The organism is Mesorhizobium sp. ORS 3428, assembly GCF_001854785.1.
Lineage (GTDB): Bacteria > Pseudomonadota > Alphaproteobacteria > Rhizobiales > Rhizobiaceae > Mesorhizobium.
Map to the genome: position 1 here is coordinate 1 of NZ_MDFL01000058.1, position 3195 is coordinate 3195.

3 protein-coding genes are annotated in these 3195 nt (G+C 58.5%); all 3 read right to left on the reverse strand.

The window, feature by feature from the left end; translation table 11 throughout:
• A partial coding sequence (locus tag ORS3428_RS07630) for an ABC transporter permease (RefSeq protein WP_071096125.1) occupies window positions 1–704 on the reverse strand: 704 nt, incomplete at its 3' end.
• A 4-nt stretch (window positions 705–708) separates the two neighbouring features.
• Complete coding sequence (locus tag ORS3428_RS07635) at window positions 709–1758, reverse strand: ABC transporter permease (RefSeq protein WP_071096127.1); 1050 nt, start codon at window positions 1756–1758, stop codon at window positions 709–711.
• Window positions 1748–3195 (reverse strand): ABC transporter ATP-binding protein (locus ORS3428_RS07640; protein WP_131802859.1); only part of this gene is annotated, 1448 nt, incomplete at its 5' end. The genes ORS3428_RS07640 and ORS3428_RS07635, both read right to left, overlap by 11 nt.

The window sequence follows — 3195 nt, forward strand, 5'->3', positions numbered from 1 at the left end:
CATATCCATCCGCGCCCGCCGATCATGTTGAAGTAAAATGAGTTGAATGCCGAAAGAGTGAGAAACGCCCCTGCCAAAGCCATCAGGCCGGAGCCAAACGCCACAGCCGCGATGCGCAACTGGACCACATCTATGCCTTGGGCTTCGACCGCCATCGGGCTTTCGCCTGCTGTGCGAATGGCCAGTCCGAGTGGCGTCTTGTAAAGGAGATACATGACTGCGGCCGCTGTGGCGAAGGCGAGATAGGTGAATGGTGTCTGGGCGAAGAATGCGGGCCCGATCACCGGAACTGAGGACAGATAGGGAATGGGTAAGGGCGCAAAGGCTTCGATTTGCGGCGGTGTGGTAAGATGCGGAAATAGCATCCGATAGACAAAATAGGACAGTGAGGAGGCCAGCAGGGTAATGCCAATTCCCGTCACGTGCTGAGAAGCCCCCAGCACGACAGTTGCCGCAGCGTGGATCAGGCCGAAAAGTACACCGATCACAAACGCGACAAGGACGCCTAAAGCCAGGGAGTTACCTGCATAGACGGTGAGCCAGCCGGCAAATGCACCGCTTACCATGATGCCCTCGATGCCGAGATTGACCACCCCCGCGCGCTCGCAAATCAGTTCCCCGAGCGTGCCGAGAAGGTAAGGCGTCGCAATCCGCACAAGAGCGATCCAGAAACTGGTCGACACGAGAATTTCTAGCCAGGCCATGGGTTTAGTTCCACCGCACGCGATATCGGGTCATCAGAAGGCTGACTGTCATGAGCAGGAGCGAAGTCGCACTGATGACATCGGCGATGTAACTGGGCACCATGACGCTGCGGCTCATCGCATCGGCGCCGACAAAGACACCCGCCACGAAGATAGCCGCCGCGATCACTCCCAGTGGATGCAGTTGGGCGAGCATGGCCACCACAATGCCGGAGTAACCAAAGCCAGGYGACAGATCGAGGGAGAGCGCTCCGCGGAATCCGCTGACCTCACAGGCTCCGRCCAGYCCTGCGAGGCCGCCCGACAAGAATGCCACGCGTAGAACCGTGCGACTGATCGGAATGCCGGCGAAGGCTGCAGCTTTCCGGTTCTGGCCAACCGTGCGAGCTTCATAGCCATAGGTCGTGTGTCGGTCATACAGCCAGACAACGACCGCCACCAGCGCAGCAAGCACAAACCCCAGATGCAGACGGGCCCCTACCACCAGCTTGGGCAGTTGGCCTTCGGTAATGATCCGCTCGGACTGAGGCCAACCCATCCCCATTGGATCCTTCAGGACCCCGTCCAACAACATGCTGATGAGAAGCAAGATGATGAAATTAGATAGGAGCGAGGTGACGACCTCGTCCACTCCGAGCCTGTACTTCAAAAGCGCAATACCAAGCACAAGGAGACCGGCAGCGACTGCGCCGCTGATCAGCAGCAAAGGGATCATCAGATAAGGCGGCAGCGATATCGCCCCTGTTCCCACAATGGTCGCGGCTAGCGCTCCCAGATAGAGCTGTCCTTCTGCGCCGATGTTCCAGAAGCGGGCTCGAAATGCCACGGCAGCGGCCAAGCCGGTAAACATAAGCGGAGTGGCACGAGCCAGGGTTTCAGTCAGAGCAAGTTTGCTGCCGATTGCCCCGTCAAGCATGGCTGCATAAGCCGACCCTATCGGGGCGCCGGCCCATAGGATGAGAATGCTGCACAAAAGCAGRCTCGCAAAAATTGCTGCGAACGGAGCTGCAACCTCGCTCAGCAATGAACGTTTCGTACGTGGCTCAAGCCGCATGACTACTCACCCCTGTGTCAACGTGCCCCGACATCATCAGCCCCAGCTCAGCAAGGTTGACTTCACTGCGTGGGATGGGCGTGCTGAGTTGGCCCCGGAAAATCACRGCAACGCGGTCGGACAGTTTGAGTACTTCTTCAAGATCGTCCGAGATCACTAGAACTGCCGCTCCGGCGTTGCAGGTCTCAAAGATCCGAGAGTGCACATAAGCGGCCGCTCCGACATCGAGACCCCGGGTAGGCTGATGAACGACGAGAAATCCCGGTTGTCGAGCAAGCACTCTGCCCAGGAACAGCTTTTGGAGATTGCCCCCGGACAAGAGTCTGGCCGGCATATCAACCCGTTCACAATTGACAGAGAACTCGGATACGATTTCTGCGGCAAATGCCTTTATGCTTGGCCATCGCAGGAATCCCCATCGGGAGAACTTGCGACTGAGATACTCTTCGGCAATCAGCGTCTCCGGAATATTCATGTCGCCGAAAACTCCGCTTGCGTGACGGTCTTCCGGAATTCGCCCGACGCCCTTTTCAATGAGCATCGAGGCGCCGTCGACGGAGACGTTGCGGCCATCAAGCCAATAGGTTCCGCTATCCGGCACGATCAATCCGCCGAGTACATCCGCTAACTGGCTTTGACCGTTGCCGGAAATTCCCGCGACCCCGACTATTTCCCGGGCATGGAGATTCAGCGAGACGTCGCACAATCGAACGCGGCCGTCTCTATCGCTTACACGGATGTTGTTCAGTTGGACCCTGACCTGGCCGACGCCGCAGGCATCGCGCGCTGGTTCCTCCACCGGGCGCCCGAGCATGAGAGCTGCCAATGACCGTCGATCCGCGCCTTTTGGCGATGCCTCTCCTACCAGGCGGCCACCGCGCAGGATCAGGATGCGATCGCCTATGCCGAGAACCTCGTCGAGCTTATGCGAAATGAAAATGATGCCCAGCCCTTCAGCGACCAGCTTGCGCAACGTTTGCTGCAGCGAATGGGCTTGTTGCGGCGTCAGAGCCGCTGTCGGTTCATCGAGGATCAGTATACGCACGTCACGATAGAGAGCCTTCAAGATCTCTACCCGTTGACGCTCRCCGACTGAAAGGTCGGCCACTCTGGCGTCGGGATCGATGTCGAGACCGAAACGCCCGGCCAGGACGGCTAACTTATTGCGTGCCTCGGCTATTCTCAGCTTCGCCGACAGCAAGGGTTGCGTTCCAAGGATGACATTCTCGAGAACGCTCAGGTTATCGGCCAATGTGAAGTGTTGGTGGACCATGCCGATTCCAGCTTCCAACGCCGCGGCAGGAATGCCGGATGCCAGGGGCTTGCCATCCACCTCGATCGCGCCCTGGTCGGCCACATAGTGGCCGAACAAGATGCTCATCAGCGTGGACTTTCCGGCACCGTTTTCGCCCAGAAGCACAAGTACCTCGCCGGCAT